Annotated in this window: 22 protein-coding genes and 1 riboswitch; of the genes, 12 read left to right on the top strand and 10 right to left on the bottom strand. The window is 67.5% G+C overall.

The genetic code is table 11. The features are described from left to right. Nucleotides 1-45: 45 nt before the first annotated feature. Both KDB67_RS08965 and KDB67_RS08960 read left to right on the top strand, forming a co-directional pair. A complete protein-coding gene (locus tag KDB67_RS08965) occupies nucleotides 46-2,088 on the top strand; it encodes an MFS transporter (protein WP_291014981.1) in 2,043 nt (680 codons plus the stop codon). Beyond that, the gene (locus KDB67_RS08960; RefSeq protein ID WP_291014979.1) at nucleotides 2,085-2,636 is read left to right on the top strand and encodes a DUF2771 family protein; all 552 of its coding nucleotides are present in this window, start codon (nucleotides 2,085-2,087) and stop codon (nucleotides 2,634-2,636) included. Before KDB67_RS08965 ends, KDB67_RS08960 begins: the two co-directional genes overlap by 4 nt. Here KDB67_RS08960 and KDB67_RS08955 read toward each other — a convergent pair. After that, a complete protein-coding gene (locus KDB67_RS08955; RefSeq protein ID WP_291015026.1) occupies nucleotides 2,633-3,058 on the bottom strand; it encodes a cold-shock protein in 426 nt (141 codons plus the stop codon). The two genes, KDB67_RS08960 and KDB67_RS08955, sit on opposite strands and share 4 nt — an antisense overlap. Before the next feature lie 210 nt (nucleotides 3,059-3,268). Between KDB67_RS08955 and KDB67_RS08950 the strand changes: the two genes are divergently transcribed. The 5 genes from KDB67_RS08950 to KDB67_RS08930 all read left to right on the top strand — a co-directional run bounded on the left by KDB67_RS08950 (nucleotide 3,269) and on the right by KDB67_RS08930 (nucleotide 6,579). Continuing rightward, nucleotides 3,269-3,514: a hypothetical protein gene (locus KDB67_RS08950; protein ID WP_291014977.1), complete on the top strand. Its 246-nt coding sequence runs from the start codon at nucleotides 3,269-3,271 to the stop codon at nucleotides 3,512-3,514. A gap of 10 nt (nucleotides 3,515-3,524) precedes the next feature. Then, on the top strand, nucleotides 3,525-4,124 hold the full coding sequence (locus tag KDB67_RS08945) for a flavin reductase family protein (RefSeq protein ID WP_291014975.1): 600 nt from the start codon (nucleotides 3,525-3,527) through the stop codon (nucleotides 4,122-4,124). Between the two features lie 10 nt (nucleotides 4,125-4,134). Beyond that, a complete protein-coding gene (gene moaA / locus KDB67_RS08940) occupies nucleotides 4,135-5,247 on the top strand; it encodes a GTP 3',8-cyclase MoaA (protein WP_291014972.1) in 1,113 nt (370 codons plus the stop codon). Between the two features lie 4 nt (nucleotides 5,248-5,251). Then, entirely contained in the window at nucleotides 5,252-5,500 is a 249-nt protein-coding gene (locus tag KDB67_RS08935; protein WP_291014969.1) for a MoaD/ThiS family protein, read from the top strand. A gap of 257 nt (nucleotides 5,501-5,757) precedes the next feature. Then, nucleotides 5,758-5,928: riboswitch (cyclic di-AMP (ydaO/yuaA leader) on the top strand. Nucleotides 5,929-5,937: 9 nt separating this feature from the next. Then, entirely contained in the window at nucleotides 5,938-6,579 is a 642-nt protein-coding gene (locus KDB67_RS08930; protein WP_291014966.1) for a transglycosylase family protein, read from the top strand. 187 nt (nucleotides 6,580-6,766) lie between these two features. Here the strand turns inward: KDB67_RS08930 and KDB67_RS08925 are convergent, their stop codons facing one another. The 4 genes from KDB67_RS08925 to KDB67_RS08910 all read right to left on the bottom strand — a co-directional run bounded on the left by KDB67_RS08925 (nucleotide 6,767) and on the right by KDB67_RS08910 (nucleotide 8,478). After that, on the bottom strand, nucleotides 6,767-7,183 hold the full coding sequence (locus tag KDB67_RS08925; protein WP_291015023.1) for a molybdenum cofactor biosynthesis protein MoaE: 417 nt from the start codon (nucleotides 7,181-7,183) through the stop codon (nucleotides 6,767-6,769). 78 nt (nucleotides 7,184-7,261) lie between these two features. Then, entirely contained in the window at nucleotides 7,262-7,756 is a 495-nt protein-coding gene (locus KDB67_RS08920; protein WP_291014963.1) for a MogA/MoaB family molybdenum cofactor biosynthesis protein, read from the bottom strand. Nucleotides 7,757-7,766: 10 nt separating this feature from the next. After that, complete coding sequence (moaC, locus tag KDB67_RS08915) at nucleotides 7,767-8,204, bottom strand: cyclic pyranopterin monophosphate synthase MoaC (protein WP_291015021.1); 438 nt, start codon at nucleotides 8,202-8,204, stop codon at nucleotides 7,767-7,769. A 67-nt stretch (nucleotides 8,205-8,271) separates the two neighbouring features. Beyond that, on the bottom strand, nucleotides 8,272-8,478 hold the full coding sequence (locus tag KDB67_RS08910) for a hypothetical protein (RefSeq protein ID WP_291014959.1): 207 nt from the start codon (nucleotides 8,476-8,478) through the stop codon (nucleotides 8,272-8,274). Between the two features lie 43 nt (nucleotides 8,479-8,521). Between KDB67_RS08910 and KDB67_RS08905 the strand changes: the two genes are divergently transcribed. Then, nucleotides 8,522-10,843 (top strand): helicase-associated domain-containing protein, encoded by a 2,322-nt coding sequence (locus tag KDB67_RS08905; RefSeq protein ID WP_291014956.1) that lies wholly within the window; start codon nucleotides 8,522-8,524, stop codon nucleotides 10,841-10,843. 92 nt (nucleotides 10,844-10,935) lie between these two features. Further along, the gene (locus tag KDB67_RS08900; protein WP_291014955.1) at nucleotides 10,936-12,132 is read left to right on the top strand and encodes an RtcB family protein; all 1,197 of its coding nucleotides are present in this window, start codon (nucleotides 10,936-10,938) and stop codon (nucleotides 12,130-12,132) included. A 56-nt stretch (nucleotides 12,133-12,188) separates the two neighbouring features. Here the strand turns inward: KDB67_RS08900 and KDB67_RS08895 are convergent, their stop codons facing one another. Beyond that, nucleotides 12,189-12,896 carry a class I SAM-dependent methyltransferase gene (locus KDB67_RS08895; protein ID WP_291014953.1) on the bottom strand — a complete coding sequence of 236 codons (708 nt, stop codon included), beginning with the start codon at nucleotides 12,894-12,896 and terminating at the stop codon, nucleotides 12,189-12,191. Nucleotides 12,897-13,022: 126 nt separating this feature from the next. On the opposite strand from KDB67_RS08895, the gene KDB67_RS08890 reads away from it, so the two are divergent. After that, a complete protein-coding gene (locus tag KDB67_RS08890; RefSeq protein WP_291014951.1) occupies nucleotides 13,023-13,667 on the top strand; it encodes a GntR family transcriptional regulator in 645 nt (214 codons plus the stop codon). 28 nt (nucleotides 13,668-13,695) lie between these two features. Here KDB67_RS08890 and KDB67_RS08885 read toward each other — a convergent pair whose 3' ends face one another. Then, entirely contained in the window at nucleotides 13,696-15,786 is a 2,091-nt protein-coding gene (locus tag KDB67_RS08885; RefSeq protein ID WP_291014950.1) for an MMPL family transporter, read from the bottom strand. A gap of 186 nt (nucleotides 15,787-15,972) precedes the next feature. Here KDB67_RS08885 and KDB67_RS08880 point away from each other — a divergent pair, with 186 nt between their 5' ends. Further along, entirely contained in the window at nucleotides 15,973-17,625 is a 1,653-nt protein-coding gene (locus KDB67_RS08880) for a DNA repair helicase XPB (protein WP_324384620.1), read from the top strand. A gap of 4 nt (nucleotides 17,626-17,629) precedes the next feature. Here the strand turns inward: KDB67_RS08880 and KDB67_RS08875 are convergent, their stop codons facing one another. Both KDB67_RS08875 and KDB67_RS08870 read right to left on the bottom strand, forming a co-directional pair. Next, nucleotides 17,630-18,166: a hypothetical protein gene (locus KDB67_RS08875; protein WP_291014945.1), complete on the bottom strand. Its 537-nt coding sequence runs from the start codon at nucleotides 18,164-18,166 to the stop codon at nucleotides 17,630-17,632. 10 nt (nucleotides 18,167-18,176) lie between these two features. Continuing rightward, complete coding sequence (locus KDB67_RS08870) at nucleotides 18,177-18,965, bottom strand: hypothetical protein (RefSeq protein WP_291014942.1); 789 nt, start codon at nucleotides 18,963-18,965, stop codon at nucleotides 18,177-18,179. A 35-nt stretch (nucleotides 18,966-19,000) separates the two neighbouring features. Here KDB67_RS08870 and KDB67_RS08865 point away from each other — a divergent pair, with 35 nt between their 5' ends. Continuing rightward, on the top strand, nucleotides 19,001-20,179 hold the full coding sequence (locus KDB67_RS08865) for a pyridoxal phosphate-dependent aminotransferase (protein WP_291014939.1): 1,179 nt from the start codon (nucleotides 19,001-19,003) through the stop codon (nucleotides 20,177-20,179). 23 nt (nucleotides 20,180-20,202) lie between these two features. Here KDB67_RS08865 and KDB67_RS08860 read toward each other — a convergent pair whose 3' ends face one another. Then, entirely contained in the window at nucleotides 20,203-20,712 is a 510-nt protein-coding gene (locus tag KDB67_RS08860) for a hypothetical protein (RefSeq protein ID WP_291014936.1), read from the bottom strand. Nucleotides 20,713-20,948 lie beyond the last annotated feature (236 nt).

The following is a 20,948-nucleotide window of genomic DNA, read 5'->3' as shown; positions in this document are numbered from 1 at the left end:
CCGCGCCTCCCCACAGCGACACACCGATAGGGAACAATCAACGATGTGAATCGACGTGAACGGCCGCCGCATCCCCGGCCAGACGAGCCCGGCCCGACCCGGCCCGGATCGGCGTCGAACTCGGGCAGTTACCCGCTACCGGGCAGTCCCCGGCGACCGGGCGGCCAGACGCCGCCCAACCGCAGCACCCCGGTGACCCGGCCTCTCGATGAGCATCCGGGCGCCGTCAACTATCCGCCGGACGGCTACCCCGGCGACCGGTCCGCCGACCACACCCGGCGCGATACCCGCCGGACGGGTGCGGGCCGGGCCGACCAGGCCTACCTGCCGCGGCCCACCCACAACCCACATCTGTCACCCCTGAACGACCGGTACGACAAGCCCCACGTCCGCCCTCACCCGGCCGAGGACCCGGCCGCCGGGATCGATCCCGGTCAGTCGCCCCGCAACGGACCGTCGACCACCCCGGCCGCCCCCTCGAAACTGACGGTGACCCGGGTCGCGGCGATGCGCGGCAGATACTTCTCCCGGCTGTTCGCCGACAAGGTGTATCAGGCGGCCACCGCCGACGGCGCCGACCGCTCGGGCATGACCGCGCTGACCATCCCGGTGATCACCAACTTCGCCGTCGACGCCGCCATGGCCGTCGCCCTGGCCAACACCCTGTTCTTCGCCGCGGCCACCGGCGAATCCAAGGTCAGTGTCGCGCTGTACCTCGCGCTGACCATCGCCCCGTTCGCGGTCATCGCCCCGCTCATCGGTCCTGTCCTGGACCGCCTGCAACGGGGCCGCCGCATCGCGATGGCCACCACATTCGGGCTCCGGGCCCTGCTGGCGGTGCTGATCATCGCCAACAGCGACTGGAACTCGCAGGCCGGGCAACTGCACTACGACCCGTGGGTGCTGTACCCGTGCGCGCTGGGGATGATGGTGCTGTCCAAGTCGTTCGGCGTGCTCAAATCGGCGGTGACCCCCCGAGTGGTGCCACCGGCGATCGACCTGCCGCGCGTCAACTCGCGACTGACCACCTTCGGCCTGATCTTCGGCACCATCGTGGGCGGGGCAGTGGCCGCAGTGTTCGAACTGCTGCTGTCCAAGGCGCTACCGCCGCACGTGCCGGGTGCATTGGTGTGGCTGTGCGCGCTCGGCATCGCAGGCGCCGTGTACTGCATGCGGATTCCGGCTTGGGTGGAGGTGACCGAGGGCGAGGTCCCCACGACGTTCACCTACCACGGTGAACCGGCCACGTCGGCGCCCCCACGCGACGACGCCGGATTCGCCCAGGGTGCCGAAGGCGTCGCGGCCCGCGGCAGGCAGGTGGCCGGTGCCATCGCGCAGACCATCCGCCAGCCACTGGGCCGAGCGGTGGTGGCCGGGCTCTGGGGCAACGCCACGATCCGCGTCCTCACCGGTTTCCTCACCCTCTACATCGCGTTCTACGCCAAGGCGCAGGGCCAGCAGTCCGGGCTGATGCAACTGGCGGCCGTCGGTGCGGTCGGTGCGGCGGCAGCCGTCGGAAACGCACTCGGCAACGGGCTGGGTACTCGCGTCGAGCTGAAGAACCCGCCCCGGATCATCGTCATCGCCACCACCTCGTGCTGTGCCATCGCTCTGCTCGCGGCGATCTTCGGCAACCTGTTCGGCGCGGTGGCGGCGGGTCTGGTCGGCTCCGGAATGAGCGCCATCGGCAAGGTATGCCTGGACTCGACGATCCAGGACGGCCTGCCCGAACAGTCCCGGGCCTCGGCGTTCGGGCGATCGGAGACGGTGTTGCAGTTCGGCTGGGTGCTCGGGGCCGCGCTCGGCGTGCTGCTGCCCACCACGTTGTCGATCGGCTTCGGTGTGGTCGCCGGGGTGACGGCGATCGGGACGGTGCAGACGATCCTCACCACCCGCGGGTCGACGCTGGTCCCTGGCTTCGGCGGCAACCGTCCCGACTATGCTTCGCCCTCCGGGGTCATTGCCCGGCCCGCCCCGGGAACCCGGCCGGCTCCCCCACAGCCAGGTCACCCACACCCCGGTCCCCCACACCAGGGCACCACCCCGTACCCCCCGCATACTGACAGAAGAGGAAGACCCCGGACGTGATTCTCGGACAGCTCCGCAGCAGGGCATTGGCGATCATCGTCGTGGTGGCCGTGGCCTTCGCGGCGATCGTCGGCGGCACCGTGGCATTTCTCACCGACGGGTTCACCGGCCACGACGACGAGCCGCCGAAGGTGTCGCTGGCCGTGGGCGGCACATTGACGCGCATCGAACCGGCCCGCTGGTGCTCGCTCGACCTGACCGAGTGCACGCCCGCACGGATGCAGGACATGGTGGTGCCCCGCGTGCCGGTGGAGGTCGGCGAATCGGTGGTGCTGTCGGTGCCGTCGTCGATCGCCGAACGTCCGTGGAACATGGTCGCCGAATACCTGACCCCGCACGGTCCCACCCGCGACGGCGGCATCCGGATGTCGGGCAGCACGTACACGATGGTGTTGCACTCGCGGCCGGACTACATCCTCACCACGATCGAGATCCAGCTGCCCTCGATCCGGGTCGACGCCGACGGGGTGCCGGTGGCGCGGGCCATCATCGCCGCCGACACCCGGCCCACCGCGGACGAGCAAGAGTCCGACCCGAAAAAACCCTAGGCCTCCAGTTCGCGGGCCACGGCGCGCACGACCTCCGAGATACGTTGCGCCGTCTTGCGATCGGGATAGCGGCCCTTGCGCAGATCGGGCTGGACCTTGCCCTCGAGCAGCGTGATCAGGTCGGCCACCATGCCGTGCAGTTCGTCAGGGGTGTGCCGCTTGGTCTCCTTGCGGGCCTGGCTGCGGGCGGCCTCGCGGGTATTGCGCGCCACGCTGGGAGCGGGATCGAGGATGGTCACGGCCAGCGCCTGTGGACCGCGACGGCCCGCGGCCATCCCGAACTCCACCTTCTGTCCGGTCTTGAGCGCCTCGACACCCTCCGGGAGCGCTTCGGCGCGGACGTACACGTCCTCGCCGCTCTCCTGCGACAGAAAACCGAAGCCCTTGTCGGCGTTGTACCACTTGACCTTGCCGGTAGGCACTGTGCTCACCCTCACCTGTGTCCGAAACGTACCTGCGCCCGAACCACTCGGACACACTGAAAAGCGCCCGCTCGATCACAGATTCGGCTCCATGACATCGAGCAAGGCGCATCGTCGCCCATCAGTCTAGCGGGCACCCATATCCCCCGTCACGCCAATACCGGGCGCCGCACGCTCCCGCACCTGTTCACGGTGTTCTACGGTGGAGCCATGCACAGCGACAGCACCGAGGCGCGTTCCTCGTCACAGCGCCCGCCCCGCGCTCCCGCGGGGCTGATCGCCGCAGGCGGCGTCTTCGCGGTCGGGGTCGTCGCGATCGTCGCGCTGTTCCTGTCGCCGGTCATCGACGGTGGAGCCACCGCGCCGACGTTCGTCTACCTACTGACGATGTGCGCACCCCTCGGCTTTGTGATCGGGCTGATTTTTGCATTCCGTTCGGCACGTGGGGTTCGGTGAGGATCGAGCTATGACACAGAACCACGGGACACAGAACCACGGGACACAGAACCACGGGACGACAATCAACGGGACACCGGACCCATACCTGACCACCTTGGCGCCCGTCTCGGATTCGGCCGTGCTGCGACGGGCGTTCAGTTGCTTCCCGTCCGGCGTCGTCGCCATCTGCAGCCGCGTCGACGACGAACTGGTCGGGATGGCCGCGAGCGCGTTCACCACCGTCTCCCTCGATCCGCCGCTGGTGTCGCTGTGCGTACAGAACACGTCGACGACGTGGCCGCGGTTACGTGGTGTGCCGCAGGTGGGCGTGAGCGTGTTCGCAAGCGATCAATCGGCGCTGTGCCGTCAGCTCGCCGGCCCGGCGCACCTGCGCTTCGCCGGTATCGAACCGCTGCACACTGAGCGGGGAGCTGTGTTCGTGCCGGGCGCCGCGGCCAGTCTGTCGTGCACGCTGTACAACGAGATCCCGGCCGGCGATCACACGCTGGTGCTGCTGCGGATCAACGAACTCGACGCCGACCCGGACGTCGAGCCCCTGGTGTTCCACGCCAGTGGGTTCCGCACCCTCGTGTCCCGGACCGCCGGCGACGTGACGGCAGGGTCGTAGCCGCAAGCCGATGACCGTCACCGCACTCGGCCTGCCACAGCGGCGCCACAGCCAGGGTCGTCGCGCAGCCGCGAACGCCGAACCTGTGTACGCCGAGGATCCGGGGCTGATCGACCGGTTTGGCCGGGTGGTGCGTGACCTGCGGGTCTCCGTGACCGACAGGTGCAATCTGCGCTGCACCTACTGCATGCCCGCAGACGGCCTGGACTGGCTCGACAACGACGCCGTGCTGACCACGGGCGAGTTCGTCCGGATCATCGCCGTCGCCGTGCGCGATCTCGGGGTGCGCAGTGTCCGGTTCACCGGCGGCGAACCGCTGCTGCGCCGCGACCTCGAAGCGATCGTCGCCGGTGTCGCCGCGCTGTACCCGCGCCCGGAGATCGCGCTGACCACCAACGGTGTGGGCCTGCGCCACCGGATCGACGGGCTCGTGGCGGCCGGCCTCGATCGCATCAACGTCTCACTCGACACCGTCGACCCCGAACGGTTCGCACGCATCACCCGCCGGGCACGGCTGACCGACGTCGTCGACGGACTGGCCGCCGCGCGCCGCGCCGGCCTCGGCACCATCAAGGTCAACGCCGTCGTCCCCGATCGTCAGGACCTGGCCCGGCTTCCGGAGCTGGCGCGGTTCTGCCTCGACCACGGCTATCAGCTGCGGGTGATCGAGCAGATGCCGCTGGACGCCGATCATCGCTGGAACAGAACGCAGATGGTGACCGCCGACGACATCCTGGACGCCCTGCGTAGCGAGTTCACCCTCGTCGACGACGACCGGCCCCGCGGCAGCGCCCCCGCCGACACGTGGATGGTCCCGGGCCACCACACGCCCGGCGGCGAACCGGCCCGGATCGGCGTGATCGCCTCGATCACCCGGCCGTTCTGCGGCGACTGCGACCGGACCCGGCTCACCGCCGACGGGATGATCCGCAACTGCCTGTTCGCCGACTCCGAGACCGACCTGCGTCCGATACTGCGCTCCGGTGCTCGCACGTCCGAGGAGACCGACGCCGCGATCACCGCGGCTTGGCGCGCCAATACCTGGGCGAAGGCCGCCGGCCACGGCGTCAACGACCCCGGTTTCCACCAGCCCGACCGGCCGATGTCGGCGATAGGCGGTTGAGGCGATGCGGCTGACCGTCCGGTACTTCGCCGCCGCCCGCGCGGCGGCCGGTGCCGAGTCGACCGTCGTCGACATCGACCCTGCCGACACGCTCGGCGAGCTGGAGGATCTGCTGTCCGACGGCAACGACGGACTGCGTCGCGTACTGGCGCGCTGCTCGTATCTGCGGGACGAGATCGCGTTCTGCGACCGGTCCGCCGCGCTGGGCGCATGCCGCTCGCTCGACGTCCTGCCACCGTTCGCGGGCGGCTGACACCCACGAATCCTGGTGTGATGTTCATCACATAACAGCTCGATAACGGGACGGCCACAAGTCGACTAAGGACCTGTGAGCAGGGCGAACGTATTCTCCGGACCCGGCGGCACGGAATCCGACCCGAAATACCGTCGCCGACATGGGTGAATACCGACGACAAACGTCGTAGTCTACGAATCGTTCGGTCCTCCGAACGACCGACCGTAAGAAACAAATACATAACGACCGGGTGGTCGCGCTGAGCCTCGTTCCACCCCCGGTCGTGACCCACATTCAGGAACGAGGACGGGGGACCCACCCTCATCGCGAGACCGGGCATCGATAATCCGATGCCCTTGGGGTTAAGCCGGATGCACGACATCCGGCCGGGCAACCTCTCGCTCGAACCCGACAGCTGACTTCGTAGGCGCGTGGAGAGAGGAAACCACAGAACAATGTCCGGACGTCATCGTAAACAGACAACCAGCACTGCCGGCAAGACCATCGCCAAGGTGGCCCTCACCGGCGCCGTCCTCGGCGGCGGAGCAGCACTCCTGGGCACCGGGTCGGCGCACGCCGCCACCGACGCCGAATGGGATCAGGTGGCTCAGTGCGAGTCCACCGGCAACTGGGCCATCGATACCGGTAACGGCTACCACGGTGGCCTGCAGTTCAGCCCGAGCACGTGGTCGGGTTACGGCGGCGGCGAGTTCGCCCCGCAGGCCAACATGGCCACCCGTGAACAGCAGATCGTCGTCGCCGAGCGTGTCCTCGCAGGTCAGGGCCGCGGCGCGTGGCCGGTCTGCGGAACCGTCCTGTCCGGACCCACCCCGCGCAGCGCCCCCCAGGCCGCCACGCCCGCACCGCAGGCCCCCCGGGTGACCCTTCCCGACGCTCCCCAGGCGATCCAGAAGGTCGCCGATCACCTCGCCAAGAACACGGGCGACGTGCAGAACCGGATCGACGAGGCCCTCGAGTCCCTCAACGTGCATCCCCAGATCACCAAGATGTGGGCCGCCGCCAAGAAGAGCGGCTTCGAGCTCAGCCCCGATCAGATCGCACTGTTCAACCAGTACGAGAACCAGCTGCCCAAGTAGCATCCCGGCCAAAGCCTCCGCGCGTCGACCACGGTCCGTGCGGAGGTTTTCGCCGTCTTTGAAGCCTTTCCGGTCCGATCGCGACCCACCATCTTGATCCCTGAGGCCGAAGCGACGCAGGGGCGAGGGACGCGTTGGGTCCGGCGACCTTTCGGCACATGACGTCGTCGCGCTCCGGCCCAGCCGCTCAGGCCGACCCCACCCATTCGTCGGTCCCATCGGCGAACATCTGATGCTTCCATACCGGCAGTCGTGCCTTCACCTCGTCGACGAGTTCTGCGCACAACCCGAACGCCTGCCCACGATGATCGGCGGCCACTGCCACCACGAACGCCACGTCGCCCACCCGCAGGTCACCGACCCGGTGTGACACCGCGACCGCCCGGATACCGGCACCGGCCGCCGCCACTACCTCGGCGACAACCTCATCGAGCACCGCCGGTGCGGTCGGGTGCGCCGAATACGACAACGCGACCACATCATCGTGGTCGCCGTCGTGATTGCGGACGATGCCGCCGAAGCCGACGATCGCACCGGCCGTACCTCCGGACAGTCCGACTACCCGGTCCTCATGCTCATGCTGCGAGATCGGCGTGTCGCACACCTGCGTGCAGATCTCGGGCCGTGAGTCGCCTCCGGCGGTCAAGTGCTGCCTCCGGCGGTCAAGTGCTGCCTCCGGCGGTCAATGGTCCCCTCCGGCGATCTGGTCGAGCGCGTGATCGAGCACCGTATCCAGTACCGCCAGCCCGTCCCGCACTCCGCCCGTCGATCCTGGGAGATTCACCACGAGGGTGCGGTCGGCGATCCCGGCGACCCCGCGCGAAAGCATCGCCGTCGGCACTGCCGGCGCGCCCGCGGCCCGGATGGCGTCTGCCAAGCCGGGGATCTCGACGTCGAGCAGCGGTCTGGTGTGTTCGGGGGTGCGGTCGGTGGGTGAGAGTCCGGTGCCACCGGTGGTGATGACCAGGTCGGCCTGTTCGAAGATCGCGGTCCGGATCGCCCCGCCGACGGGTTCGCCGTCGGCGACGACGGTGCGTTCGGTGACGTCGAAGCCACGTTCGGTCAGCCACTGTTCGATCAGCGGACCGGTCTGATCGAGGTAGAGACCCCGGCTCGCTCGGGTGGAGGCCACCACCACGTGCGCGACTCGCAGGGGCCGGCCGGCATGTGCACTCATGAGATGGTCCTTACGGGGTGCCGTCGCGAAACCAGTCCCCCGACTTGCCCCCCGTTTTCGACAGCAATCGGATGTCGTCCATCCGGGCGGCCCGGTCGACGGCCTTGACCATGTCGTGCAGGGTGAGACCGGCCACGGCCACCGCGGTGAGCGCCTCCATCTCGACGCCGGTCTGCCCGGACGTCGAGACCGTCGCGGTGACCCCGATGCACTCGGTGTCGATGGTGAACTCGACATCGACAGAGGACAGTGACAGCTGATGGCACAGCGGGATCAGCGAGTCGGTGCGCTTGGCGGCCATGATCCCGGCGATCCGGGCCGTGGCCAGCACATCGCCCTTCGGCAGCTCACCGTCGACGAGCAGCGCGATGACCTCCGGGGTGGTGCGAAAAGTACCACCGGCCACCGCTCGTCGGCGCGTGCTCGCCTTGTCCCCGACATCGACCATGCGGGCCGTGCCCGACCCGTCGATATGTGACAGGCGGGGCGCGGGCCCGGGGTCGGTCACCGCCGGATCAGCGGTTGACGACGGTGTGCGACTGCACGAACGACAGACTCTCCGCGGGCAGCGGGAACGTCACATCGCCGAACGGCGACAACGCACCCGGCACGCTCGCGGCGAACTCGGAGACCGCATGCTGATGGCCGCCCTCGTCGTCGACCGGCCAGCCGTTGTCGATGTACTGCTTCTTGCCATGCTTGTTTTGAGCCACGACGGTCATTCTGCCACGAGCCCCCCGGGGTCGTATCAGTAGAATCGTGCAAATGAGTGCCGACGATCTGCACATCGGATTGGCCGAGGACCTCGCGGCCCGATCCGATGACGATCTGGTCGCGCTGTTCGTCGCCCGGCCCGATCTGGCGGCGCCCCCGCCTCAGGGTTCAGGGGTGCTGGGTCAGCGTGCGCTGTCGGCCGCGTCCATCACCCTCGCCGGTGAAGATCTCGACGTTGCGGCCGTCGCCGTTCTCGAACAGCTCATCGCGCTGTCCACACCGGATTCCGGTGCGCGCACGGTAATTCCGGTGGCCTCGACCGCGGTGATCAAGGCGCTGGGCAAACGCGCCGATCGCGCCGATGTGCTCGAACGGATCGACCTGCTACGCCGCCGCGCGCTCGTCTGGGGCGGGCCGAAACAGCTCATGATCGGCGCGCATACGCCGTCGGCGCTGCCGTGGAAGGCATTGCAGCTCACCGGTCCCCTCGCCGGACGTTCCCCCGACGACATCCACGCCCTTCTCGACGGCCTCGACGAAGGGCAGTCCGAACTGCTCGGCACCCTGTCCCGCGGCCCGGCGCTGGGCCGGACCCGCGACGCCGCCGCCGACGCCGATCCGGCCCGCCCGATCCCCCGGCTGATCGCGCTCGGCCTCCTGGCGCGGGTCGACGAGCAGACGGTCGAACTGCCGCCGATGGTCGGTCAACTGCTGCGCGGCGAGGCGCCGATCCGGGCCGACGATCTGCGCCGGCCGACACCGCAGGCCTCCAAGTCCCGCTTCTCCCCCGCCGACGTGGAGGCGGCCGCCGGTGGCGAGGCCATCGAATTGATCCGGCACACCACCACCGTCCTGCGGATTCTCGGCACCGCCCCGGCTGCGCTCCTGCGATCCGGCGCACTCGGAGTGCGAGAGTTGCGACGCATCGCCAAGGCCGCCGACCTCGATCCGCAGCGGGTCGGGCTGATCGTCGAACTCCTCTCCCATGCCCGCCTGATAGACGCCGGCCTGCCCGACCCACCGCCGCCCGGCGACACCGGCGACCAGTACTTCGCCCCCACCGGCGCCGCCGACGCGTGGCTGCATCAGCCACCGGACCGGCAGTGGTCGGTGCTGGCTGCGGCGTGGCTCGATATTCCGCGCCGGCCCTGGCAGATCGGCACGCCCGACCGCGACGGCAACGCGCTGGCCGCACTGTCTGCCGACCTGTTCGACGCGTACGCACCCGCGCAGCGCCGCACCATCCTGGAGACCCTCGCACTCGCCGGACCGGCGCAGGCATGGGAAGTGGCCGGGTTGTGCGAGGTGCTGGTGTGGTCGTATCCGCGGCAGATGCGCCGGCTCACCTCGCGGGTGGTCACCGAGACCCTGCGCGAGGCGCGGGATGTGGGCCTGGTGGCGCACGGCTGCGTCACCACCGTGGGCCGCACCGCACTGGCAGGTGAGCCCGGTGACGACACGGCTCTGGTCGCGGCGATGCACAAGGCACTGCCCGAGCCGGTCGACCACTTCCTCACCCAGGCCGATCTGACGCTGATGGTGCCCGGGCCGTTGACCCCGGAGCTGGCCGAGCAGGTCGAACTGATCGCCGACCTCGAGTCCGGTGGCGCGGCGTCGGTGTACCGGATCACCGAGGCGAGCGTCCGCCGGGCGCTGGACACCGGACGTAGCAGCAGCGAACTGATCACCATGCTCACCGCGCATTCGCGCACCCCCGTCCCGCAGTCGCTCACCTATCTGATCGAAGACGTCGCCCGCCGCCACGGCCAGCTCCGGGTGGGAGTGGCGTCGTCATTCGTGCGGTGCGAGGACCCGGCGACGCTGGCGGCGGTGCTGCGCAGCGATGTCGCCGGGCGTCTGGCGCTGCGGGCGCTGGCCCCGACGGTCGCGGTCGCGCACGCCGAGGTGCGGGAGGTGATCGAGGCCCTGCGCGGCGCGGGTTTCGCTCCCGCCGGCGAGGATTCGTCGGGTGCGCTGGTCGACCTGCGGGAGATCGGCAGCCGCGTCGGCACGTCCCGCCGACCACGGCAGCCCTCCCCACGCCGCTCCGCCCCCACCGAAGAGCAGTTGCTCTCTGTGATCAGCCGACTGCGGGCCGGCGACCGGGCGGGCCGCGCATCGTCGTCCGCGACCGGCCGTCCGGTACGTGCCACCGACGCCGGCGAGTCGGCGACCGCCCTCATCCAGCTCGCATTACGCGCAAGCCGCAAGCTCCTCATCGGCTACGTCGACGGCCACGGTTCGGCCAGCAAACATGTGGTGTCCCCACTGTCGCTGGGTGCCGGCCAATTACTCGCCGAAGAATCAGGAACCGACGATTCGCGGCAATTCTGGTTGCACCGCATGACCAGCGTCGAACTCCTCGACAATTGATCACCTGAAAACCTTTGGACGGCACCGGGGTACGTGTCGTACGGTGATGCGCGCCCCGCACGAGGCGGGGCACGCAGACCTCAGGAACAGTCATGAGTACCAGCTTTCCCGTGCCCCTCTCGGGAGCCAAGGCATCCACACTGCTGTGGGCGGACGAGGAGTCGATCGAGCACGACGCCCGCAACCAGTTGCGCCGGGTGTCGAGTCTGCCTTGGGTGCACGGGGTTCGGGTGATGCCCGACGTCCACGTCGGCAAGGGCGCGACGGTCGGTTCGGTGATCGCGATGCGCGATGCGGTGTGTCCGGCGGCCGTCGGTGTCGACATCGGTTGCGGAATGTCCGCGGTACGAACCGATCTCACCGCCGAGGACCTGCCCGACGACCTGTCGGGTATCCGTTCGGCGATCGAGGCGGTGGTCCCGGTCGGTTTCCGGTCGCACGAGCGGCCTGTGAACGTGCGCAAGCTGCAGGTGGGCCGGGGTTGGGACGCGTTCTGGGGCCGGTTCACCGACCTGCATCATGGTGTGCGGCAACTCGATACCCGTGCCGGAAAGCAACTGGGCACGCTCGGCAGCGGCAACCACTTCATCGAGGTCTGCCTCGACGACGAGGGCGCGGTGTGGATCATGCTGCATTCCGGATCCCGCAACATCGGTAAGGAACTGGCCGAGCGGCACATGTCGATCGCCGCCAAGCTCCCGCACAACGGCGCTCTGCCCGATCGGGATCTTGCGGTGTTCCTCACCGGCACAACGGAGATGGACGCCTACCGGCACGACCTGGACTGGGCACAGGAGTACGCCGCCCGCAACCGGCAGGTGATGCTGACGCTCGTCTGCAACGCCGTCCGCGACAGCTTCCCCACCCGCACAGTACGTTTCGACGATCCGATCAGTTGCCACCACAACTACGTGGCCACCGAGACGATCGACGGCATGGAACTGCTGGTGACCCGTAAGGGTGCCATCCGGGCCGGCACGGGTGACCTTGGCCTGATCCCGGGTTCGATGGGCACCGGCTCCTACGTGGTCCGGGGCCTCGGCTCGGAGCAGTCGTTCTTCTCCGCATCACACGGTGCGGGCAGGCGGATGAGCCGGTCCAAGGCACGCAAGCTGTTCACCGCCGACGACCTCATCGCCCAGACCCAGGGCGTCGAGTCCCGCAAGGACGCCGGGGTCGTCGACGAGATCCCGGCCGCCTACAAGGACATCAACGAGGTCATCGCCGCCCAGACCGACCTCGTCGAGGTCGTCGCCCACCTGCGCCAGGTGGTCTGCGTCAAGGGCTGACGCCATCGCCCCCACATTCTTTTCTGATGTGGGAGCGATTCTCGGCGTTTCAGTCGTCAGCGTTTCATGGAGATCTCGACGCCGCCTTGGCCGGGGATGGTCACCGACTGGAACGGGCCGTCCGGGTCTCGGACGTAGGCGAGATAGTCGGCATAGTCGGTCGCACCACTGACCACGTTGTCGCACAACACAAGTGCACCACTACGTAGTTTCGGTTCGACGGCCCGCAACGCGGGCAGCGCCATCGGGATCCAGATGTCCACGAGCATGAAATCGATCGGGCCGTCGACCGTGGTCAGCGTCTCGCGCAGATCGCCGGAGAGGATGTCCACATACTCTGCGACCCCGGCTTCGGTCAGATTCCGTTCCGCCGCAGATACTTTCCCCGGCTCATGTTCGGTTCCGTACACGATCGCGGGATCGTCGGTTCCGGCCACGTTGTCGCGGACCGCGGCCGCGAGATAGATCGTCGACACCCCGTACGACGTCCCCGCCTCGACGACGCGCCGGGCACCGAGCGACCGGCACAACAAGTAGGCCAGCGCCGCTTTGGACGGATCGAGCGCCACCATCTTGTCGGCGAGAAACCGCTTACCCTCGGCGGTCTGGGTGGTGTCCCAACTCCCCTGCGTGATGCGGTGCTTGACCATACCCGCCAGCATCGGCGCCGCACTGCGGACCATTTCCTTCTTGCTGGCCCCATGCAGGCGGTCGGCGACGGCGCGTGCTCTCGGATCCAGCGGTGATTCGGCAAGTTTCCCCATCCCCGGCACGCTACGCCGCTTAGGTAACCCTTACAAGAGGGCTGGACCCGGTGCCGATCCGGGGCCCGACGGTTCGGGCGTAGCATCGAGAGACCCGAAGCCCGACCGAATCAGTGGGAGGATCCCGTGGCCGGCGAGGATCGTCGACTCAAGACCGAAGCGATCGCGGCCGATCTGCGCGGACGGATCCTCAGCGGCAGTTACGCGCCGGGCGATCGGCTTCGGCTCGAACAGACCGCACGCGAGTTCGGTGTCAGCATCACACCGGTTCGGGAGGCCCTGCTGAAACTTCAGGCCGAGGATCTCGTCGAGTTGCAACCGTATCGCGGTTTCGTCGTCGCACCACTGTCGCCGGAGGACATCGACGACATGTTCTGGGTTCAGGCCAATATCTACGGACGGATCGTCGAGCGGTGCGCAAAGAATGTTCAGCCCGCCGATATCGCAGCGCTCACTGAGATAAATAACAGAGAACCTGCCGATATCACCGAATGGGAGATGGAGTTCCATCTCGTCCTGAACACGATCGCCGGAGCGAGAAAACTTGAGAACCTTCTCGGCCATGCGAATCGCTACACGCCGTTCGGGACGTATACGAGTGCACCGGGCTGGCACCACACCGCACGGGGTGACCACGAACAGTTGCTGGCCGCACTCGCCGTGAATGACCCCGAATCGGCCAGGATCGCTATAGCCCGGGAGTATGAGCACGCGCGCGAAGCACTAGCGCAGGTCAGCGCACATGATCACCTTGTTCAGAGTTCAGATTGACGGACACCGGAAATTGCTTGATCTGTAGCTACTTCCCTACTTGTTGACGGCGATACACGCACCCGGTCCGCGGCCACCAATTGGCCCGTCCCATGAGCGACATCGACGCGGGAATCAGTATGAGCCGCATCAGGGTCGCGTCGATAAGGACGGCGACCGCGAGCCCGAAACCCATGATGCGGATATTCCCGTCCGAATCCATCGCGAACCCGGCGAACACCAAGATCATGATCATCGCCGCCGGCGCGATCACCTGCGCCGATGCCGCCACTCCGTCGATGATCGAGCGCCGATTGTCTGCCGCGTCGTCGCGCAGGTAAGCCTCACGAACCCGCGACAGGATGAAGATTTCATAGTCCATCGACAACCCGAAGACGAGTGCGAACATCAGCAACGGCATGAACGACGGAATCGGCCAGCCGACGACGAACTGAAATACCGCGACGACAACCCCAAGCGACGCCGCGATCGACAACCCGTTCAGCAGGGCACTTTTCACCGCGACAACGGGCGCCCCGAAAGCGCACAACAGGACCAGGAACGACAATCCGATCGTCGTCAGCACAACAATCGGCAACCGCGACTCGATCTTCTTCGTGAAGTCGACGTACGCGGCGCTCGCGCCACCGACGTGCATCGGCCTGCCGGATACGTCCATCCGCCGCACCCGGTCGATGAGCACCACGGTCTCGGGTGATCTCGCCGACGGATGAGGTGCAACCGACAGCACGATGCCTCGCGCGTCGGCACCGATCACGTCGACGCGAGCGACGTCGGGATCGGCCGCGAGCTGCTTGACCACATGGCCGGGCTCGACCGCGGCCCCCTCGGTGGCGGCCACCACCAACAGCGGATCATTCGCGCCGGCAGTGAATTTCTCCGCGATGAGGTCGTAGGCGCGGCGCTGGGTGTGGCTGGTCGGATCGACGCTCGCGTCGAGCTGCCCGAGTTGCAGGTTCGCGATCGGTGCGGCGCAGATTCCGACGACGACCAGGGCAGCGCCGAGCCACCACCACGGGCGTGCCGTCACCCGGGTACACCAGGCCCGCCAGCGTGATCGGGTGCGGTGTGCCCTCTCACCGTGCGGTCCCGGCCCCACGTCGACGACGTGGGCGAGGCGGGGCACCGTCATCACCGCGGGCAGCAGGGTCAATGCGGCGAGGACGCCCGTCGCCACCGTGAGGGCGCAGGCGTACGCCATCGCCGAGATCGCCGGAATCCCGGCGAGGAGCAGTCCCGCCATCGCGACGACGACCGTGATGCCCGCAACCAGAATCGACCCACCTGCGGTCCGGCTGGTGGTCAGGACCGGGGAGCTGTCATTGTCGGCCTCGCTTCCCCGTCCTGCCTCATCTCTGAGCCGGGCCACCAACAGCAGCGCGTAGTCGACACTGACGCCGAGGCCGACCATCGCCGCCAGCGTCAGGGCAGTCGTCGGAATCGGCGTAGCCGCGCTGAGCACCGTCACCAGAGCCAGGCCCGTTCCGACACCGATGCCGGCGACAGAGATGCAGACCAGGGCCGCGGAGCCGCTCCCGAGCGTGAGTGTCAGCACGACCAGAGCGAATGCGACGCCGATCAGTTCGACCCATACCGATCCACGCGATGCGTTCTCCGTGATCAACTGACCACCGAACTCGACTGTCATGCCGAGGGCGGCTGCGGGCGACGTCGCCGCCCGCAGCGTGTCGACGTCGTCGTGCGACAGCTTCTCGACCGGCGATCGGTAGAGAACGTCGATAAGAGCCGTCGTCCCGTCCTGTGACACGCGGTTGCGTGCGAAGGGGTCCGATACCGCCGACACCTCCTCGATGTCACGGATGTTCGCGACCACGTCGCCGGCGGCAGCCCGCGATGGGCCGGAGCTGATCGGCGTGTCGGTGTGCAGGACCACGATCGCGTTGGTGCCCGACAGATGCGGGTCGATGTGCCGGGCCATCTCGACGGCCCGGTCCGAGTCGGACCCGGGAACCCCGAAGTCGTTCCCGAGTTGTCCGACCCCCAGGAGGGCGACGCCGATGCTGCCGGCCAGCAGGACCAGCCAGGCCGCGAAGACCGTCGGCCGATGCCGCGTGGACCACATGACTATTGCCGAAGCAGCACTCGCTACCAGCTTCACCTACGGAACTCCCCTCCTGAGCCGGACCTCAACCCGGCGGGTGGTGGCTCCCAGGGGAGCAGCGTCGCAGCCGGTGATAGATTTTATTTTATAAAATAATTGCGAGTATTGGTCAACTCTCGACCCCGACGCGGCCCGCCGGCACCCCGGTGGCCGGGCAGTCCGCGGATCTGGACAATGGAGCGGGTGACCGATGGACCCCTGATCGTGCAATCCGACAAGACGCTGCTGCTCGAGGTGGATCACCCCGATGCCGGTGCGGCGCGGGCGGCAATCGCGCCGTTCGCCGAACTCGAACGCGCCCCCGAACATGTGCACACCTACCGGGTGACGCCCCTGGCCCTGTGGAACGCGCGGGCCGCCGGTCACGACGCCGAGCAGGTCGTCGACGCGCTGGTCAAGTATTCGCGGTATGCGGTGCCGCAGCCGCTGTTGATGGACGTCATCGACACCATGGGCCGATTCGGGCGGCTGCAACTGGTCAAGAATCCCGCGCACGGGCTGACGCTGGTGAGTCTGGACCGGGCCGTGCTCGTCGAGGTAATGCGCAACAAGAAGGTCTCCCCCATGCTGGGCGCGCAGATCGACGACGACACCGTCATCGTGCATCCGTCCGAACGCGGCCGACTCAAACAGATCCTGCTCAAGATCGGTTGGCCCGCAGAGGATCTCGCCGGGTATGTCGACGGTGAGGCACACCCCATCGCGCTCGACCAGTCCGACTGGCACCTGCGCGACTATCAGGAGCTGGCCGCCGACTCGTTCTGGGCGGGCGGCTCCGGTGTTGTCGTCCTGCCGTGCGGTGCCGGTAAGACGATGGTCGGTGCGGCGGCGATGGCGAAAGCCGGTGCGACAACACTGATCCTGGTCACCAACACCGTCGCCGGCCGGCAGTGGAAACGTGAACTCATGGCGCGTACGTCACTCACCGAGGACGAGATCGGCGAATATTCGGGCGAGCGCAAGGAGATCCGGCCCGTCACCATCGCCACCTATCAGGTGATGACCCGAAAATCCAAGGGCGAGTACAAGAATCTCGACCTGTTCGACTCCCGCGACTGGGGCCTGATCATCTACGACGAGGTGCACCTGCTGCCCGCGCCCGTGTTCCGGATGACCGCCGACCTCCAATCACGACGGCGCCTCGGACTGACCGCCACCCTGGTGCGTGAGGACGGCCGCGAGGGCGATGTGTTCAGCCTCATCGGCCCCAAGCGCTACGACGCCCCGTGGAAGGACATCGAAGCCCAAGGCTGGATCGCGCCCGCCGATTGCGTCGAGGTGCGCGTCACCCTCACCGACGAGGAACGCCTGCAGTACGCGGTCGCCGAGAACGACACCAAGTACAAGCTCTGCTCCACCGCCCACACCAAGGTGAACGTCGTCAAGTCGATCCTGGCGCAGCATCCGGGCCAGCAGACCCTGATCATCGGCGCCTACATCGACCAGCTCGAAGAACTCGGCCACGAACTCGACGCCCCCGTCGTGCAGGGTGCCACCCGCAACAAGGAACGCGAGATCCTGTTCGACCGGTTCCGGTCCGGGGAGATATCGACGCTGGTGGTCTCGAAGGTCGCCAACTTCTCCATCGACCTGCCCGAGGCGTCGGTGGCGGTGCAGGTGTCGGGCACGTTCGGCTCCCGCCAGGAGGAGGCGCAGCGCCTCGGCCGGCTGTTACGCCCCAAGAAGGACGGCGGCCAGGCCCACTTCTACTCGGTCGTCTCCCGCGACACCCTCGACGCCGACTACGCCGCCCACCGCCAGCGCTTCCTCGCCGAACAGGGCTACGCCTACCGCATCACCGACGCCGACGACCTCCTCGGCCCGGCCATCGGCTGATGGCTCAGGCCTGATCCTGTTTCAGCAGGCAGTAGCCGACCTTGATCGGGGTTTCGTAGCCGACGGCGAGCTGGGTGCCGTCGCAGGTGGGCGTGGCCTCGCTGCGTTCGGTGGTCTTGAAGATCGCCGAACCTTCCTTCGGGGTCGCATCACAGGCGACCTTCTGATAGTCGGCGAGGATGCCACTGCTCATCGGGATCTGGTAGCACTGGTCCTTCACGAAGTTCGGCGTGATGCACAGCCGCGACTTGTCTTCGAAGGTAAGGACGGAGTAGTTCTCGTTGACGCACTTGGCGTCTTCCGCGATGACCGAGGCGGCGTAGAAGGTGAGTTTGTCACCGGAGTCGCACGAGGCCTTGTCGACATCGACCTTTTCTTCTTTGCCGCCGCCGCCGGAAATGGTGAGGCACTCACCGATCTTCGCGTCGGCGGCCTTGCCGATCTGAGTGTCGTCGCCACTGCTGCAGGCCACCGCGAACCCGGCGACGGCGAGCGCCGCACATGCCACCGAAACCCTTGTGAGCATTGTATTCTTCCGCATTACCTGTCCTTCAGCTCTGCCACTCATCGGTCACTTCGGCCAAACAGTAGCCCGCCGGAGTCGGGCGCGCCATAAAAAGCGGAACCTGACCTCTCGGGCACGACGGCTGCGAGGACACCTTGGATTCGACGCGTAGCACCCGGGCACCGGTGACGGTCGGATTCGAACCGCATGCGGCGTCGTTGAAGTCGGCGAGAGCGGTGTCTGTTTCGACTGTGGGGAACTGGTAGCAACTGCCTTCGCGCATGATCGGCGCCAGGCACAGCACCTCACCGGACCTGTCGCCACTCAGCCCGGTGAACCACAGTTGCGAGTAGTCGCCGCAGGCGGTGCGGTCCTGGGTCTTGCTGACCACAGCGAAATGGAATTCTTCTGTGCCACAATCGACTTCGTTCGCCTTCACCGAGGATGCCGACTCGGTGACCCGTAGGCAGTCGCCGATGGCGACGTCGTCGGCGTCTGTCACTTTGCCCTTTGTGGCGACCACGACCAGTACTCCGGCGAGCGCTGCGACCAGGACCATTCCGACACCGATCAGAATCCACAACCAGGTGCGTGACTTCTTGGGCGGTGACGGCGGCGCCGGATACGGGGTGCCGTAGCCGAGCACCTGACCATACGCGGGTTGCTGTGGCTGCCCAAACGGATAGCCATGGCCGTAGGGCTGTTGGGCGTAAGGCTGTTGCCCGGGAACCTGGGGTTGCCCGAATGCGCCGGTCGGAGCAGAAGGATAGACGCCCGGCTGTGGTGTTCCCGGCGGGTACTGCGGTCCGGGGTAGCCGGGCGGTGGAGTGCTCACGTGCGGCCATGTTACTTGCCACTAGCCTGAGGGGCATGAGCACCGAGTCCCACGCAGGCATGGTCGAGCGCCTGGTCCCGTTCCGGGCGACGATCTTCGCGGAGATGTCGGCGCTGGCGGTGGCCCACGACGCGATCAATCTGGGGCAGGGTTTCCCCGACACCGACGGCCCGGCGTCGATGCTGGCGGCGGCCGTCGACGCGATCAACGACGGCCAGAACCAGTACCCGCCCGGCATCGGGGTGCCGGTGTTGCGGCAGGCGGTGTCGCGGCATCAGCGCGCGCACTACGGCCTCGACTACGACCCGGACACCGAGGTCCTGATCACGGTCGGCGCCACCGAGGCCATCGCGGGTGCGATCGTCGGACTCGTTGAACCGGGCCGCGAGGTGGTGATGATCGAGCCGTATTACGACTCGTACGCGGCCACGGTCGCGATGGCGGGCGGGGTGCGGCGCACCGTGCCGTTGGTCCCCGACGGCGACGGTTTCCGCCTCGACCGCGATCGCCTGGCGGGCGCCGTCACCGCGAAGACGTCCCTGATCCTGGTGAACTCGCCGCACAATCCGACCGGCACCGTCCTGTCGGACGGCGACCTCGCCGAGATCGCCCGGCTGTGCATCGAACACGACATCGTCGCCGTCACCGACGAAGTGTACGAGCACCTGCTGTTCGACGGCCGCGCCCATCGACCCCTCGCGACATTCCCCGGCATGCGCGAGCGCACTCTCCGGATCTCCAGCGCTGCAAAGACATTCAATTGCACAGGCTGGAAGGTCGGCTGGCTGAGCGGCCCGCCCGAACTGGTGGCGGCCGCGCGGGCGGCCAAACAATTCATGAGCTATGTCGGATCGGGACCGTTCCAGCCGGCCGTCGCCCACGCGCTCGACCACGAGATGCCTTGGGTCACAGGCTCTGCCGCCCGCCTGCAGCATCAGCGCGACCTGCTCACCGGCGCCTTGCGCGACGCCGGTTTCGGGGTACACCGCAGCGAGGCAACCTATTTCATCTGCGCCGACCCCCGACCCCTCGGATTCGACGACGCCGCACAGTTCTGTCGCGAACTCCCCGCGACGGTCGGTGTCGCCGCCGTCCCTGTCAGCGCCTTCGTCGACGACCACGACTCCTGGCGCCACCTCGTCCGCTTCGCCTTCTCCAAACAGGAACACGTCATCGCCGAAGCCGCCGACCGCCTCCGCTCCCTGCACTCCTGAGCAGGCGGGCTGGGCGACACGCCCTAGAACACCTGAAAGCGAGCGTGGCCCGGAATGTGGCGCAGCCGGGTGGTGATCCACGAGCGGATCTGGCCGGTTCCGGTGTTCAGGCGCAGTTCGGCGGTGGTGCCGCAGCGGACTCCATTGACAATCGGTGTGCATTCCTTCGTCTGCGGCAGCGAGGTGAGCGTGAACGTCACCGATGTCGCGCCGCGCCGGCCGGTCCGCGTGTTCACCCAGTGGACGGTGGTGGGAACGTCGCACGCCCAGGTCAGCGTGAGTGTCGGTTCAGCCTTGAGCTTCGCCGTGAGATACACGGTCGCGCGGCCGGGCGCCATGGGATGGGTCACGACGACCCCCGAGATCTTCCCACCACAGATCGGTCCGGAGCCGGTCTTGCCGTGTGTGTAGGTCGGCGTGTACTCGACCCGTGTCGACGCCGATGCCGGCGCCGCCGGAACGAGTGCGATGAGTACGCCGGACAGAAGCCCGACGCCGACATTTCTGACCGATGTGCGTGACATATCGGTCATATCGGTACATATCGAAGGAGTGTTACCTGCCTCACATTTCCGGGCGAGTGTTTAGCACCCAAAAAGTACGTTTGACCTGGACATATAGGAATGCGCGGGTGTACTGTTGCCGCACTCTCCACCGCATCGACGTCAGTCCCACACAGCCGCGCGACGACGCGCATAACAGCCGACTTCTTGCCCCGACACGGAGGCCGCCATGGCCACTCGATCCGCTCAGCCCGACGTCTCCACGC

Origin of the sequence: Gordonia sp. (in: high G+C Gram-positive bacteria) (assembly GCF_020438995.1) — a bacterium.
Classification (GTDB): Bacteria; Actinomycetota; Actinomycetes; order Mycobacteriales; family Mycobacteriaceae; genus Gordonia.
The sequence above is the reverse complement of the archived record's forward strand: the minus strand, read 5'-3'. Positions and strand labels throughout refer to the sequence as shown.